We start from the raw sequence: 2,154 nt of genomic DNA, 5'->3' as shown, positions 1-2,154 counted from the left end.
GTACACTCCTTCGATCTCGGAGCCAATGACGACAACATCGGGATTGGTCGGATCGTTTGGTGGCGGTTGCTCCGTGACGTCTTGTTGTTTACAGCCGGACATCATGAATACAAATGTAAAGAGCAAGCCCAGGAAGAAACTAGTGTATCGGTTCGTTCTCAAACTCAACTCTCCTCTCATTCGATTAATAAAATATAAGTCGGTCATCCTGTCCTGGGGATAACCGACTTAACTTTGCCTTATTGACGGGATTCCAACAGTACAATGCGTTCAACCGCTTCATCCAGGTCATTGTCGCTCAATCGCATGTGACCTTCTATCTGACGAAAGTTGCTTTTAGTTTCTCTCCGAAATGTGTGGAGCTCATCGGCTACGGCATTCAGCTTTTCGATTTGAGCTTCTTGCCTACCATGTATTTTATGTACATCCATAGCTAAGGCTTCCAGTTTAACATCGGATTCTTCTTGGCGGTCACGGATCGCTCGGCTGTTTAGAACCAGTTCTTTTTGCMCAATTTCAAGCGAGCTTTGCCCATGTTCAAGCGAGCCTTGTCTTTGCTCCAGCGATTTTAGCCCTTGCTCCAGCGATTTTAGCCCTTGCTCCAGCGATTTTTGCCCTTCTTCTAGCGCTTCCAGTTTACTTAGAATCATGTCCAGTTTATCCATGAGATCCGTCCCCTATTCTCAAGTTCACATTAGATGTATTCAGTATATCACAATCCTGATAGAGAACATGTAATAGAATAGACATTTTTTTCTTAATTTTACAGGAGTCTAGGAGTCTATCCGACGATCTGATTCTCGTCGGACAGACTCCTAGGAACGAATCTCGCCTGGAGTAACCCCCCAGAACTTGCGGAACACGCGAGTGAAGTAGCTGCCGTCATGATAGCCGACAAGGCTTGCCGCCTCGCTGATCTTCGCCCCATCGACTAGCGCCGCCTTCGCTCGTTCCATCTTGCGTTCCAATACATATGCAGAGAAAGACTTCCCGGTTTCCTGCTTGAACAATCGGCTGAGGTAAGAGGAATTGACGAATAGACGATCAGCGACAGTATGAAGGGTAATTTCCTGATCCATCTCGTTCTCCACAATACTTAGTATGGATTTGACGATCTGATGGCTTGTCGTACTGCGCTGCTTGTGCACGTATGCAATCACACTACGTACGATGCGCTGGAGCCAGGCATATATTTGTTCCTTTGTAGTCAGCAGCTTATGATTTTGCAAATACGAATAGTCTTCCTCACCCACCAACTCCATGATGACCCAGCCTTGCTTCTGAATCGTGCGGACGAGCAGACTGCTCCAATAGAGTACATTCTCATGCACATCCTTGATTGATTCGGCCCGACTCATGCCATGTTTCCAGAGCAGGTTCACCGTTTCCAAGGTTTTAACCTCATCACCCGTCTGCAGCGCAATTTCTAGCGCCTTCTCCAGGTTCGGCTCGACAGCCAGAACTGGCGTGTGTCCTGTCGACTCCTGATAAGGGATAGCAATATCCCTGCCATATATGATCCGGCTCTGTAAGGCACTGCACGCTTGAGCGTAGAGCAGCGGTACTTCATCACTCTTGCCGCAACTGCCGCCGATACCTGCACTGGCCGTTAATTTCAGACACTGCTTGACGTTCGATAGCAAGCGGGTGACCTCGGTGTTCACTTGGAGTAGATGTTGGTTCGGGTCCCGATCGTTTGGCATCGGGAACAACACTATGGTGTGTCCGGTTGGATCTGAGCAGACCCAGCATTCAGTCAGCATTTCCTTCGCAATACTGTTCAACGAGAATTGCAGGAGTGAGGCATCTTGATTGGAGAACCTGGTTTCTAGCTCCGGCAGCGGGTCCATGTCAATGACTGCAATACCGTAGCGAGTATCGGGTAATAACGAGATCTGGACATCGTTACTCCGTTCCAGCACTTCCCATGTATCGAACTTACCCGAAATCCAATTCAAGAAGAAGTTGTTCTGTAAGTGCGGCAGATGTTGCGTCCATTTGTGCTGAAGCATGTCCTGATCATGCTTCAGCTCCAGTTCTTCCCGCAACTGTTTCGCTGCGTCTAGCACAGCTTCAAGAATCTCTTCGTCTCCAGCTGGCTTCAGCAAGTACTTCACGACCCCGAGCTCCAGCGCAGTTTGCGCATAGCTGAAG

2 protein-coding genes are annotated in these 2,154 nt (G+C 48.6%); both read right to left on the bottom strand.

Annotated features, from left to right (window positions below):
- Nucleotides 1-239: 239 nt before the first annotated feature.
- Nucleotides 240-665 carry a hypothetical protein gene (locus tag AC1DWB_RS33960; protein ID WP_477545487.1) on the bottom strand — a complete coding sequence of 142 codons (426 nt, stop codon included), beginning with the start codon at nt 663-665 and terminating at the stop codon, nt 240-242.
- 150 nt (nt 666-815) lie between these two features.
- Nucleotides 816-2,154, bottom strand: a 1,339-nt coding sequence (locus tag AC1DWB_RS33955) for a helix-turn-helix transcriptional regulator (protein WP_477545486.1), incomplete at its 5' end; no start/stop codon positions are given.

It is taken from the genome of Paenibacillus sp. P4_E11, from assembly GCF_056401635.1.
Note: the sequence above shows the minus strand (reverse complement) of the source record. Positions and strands in the feature narration are given on the sequence as shown.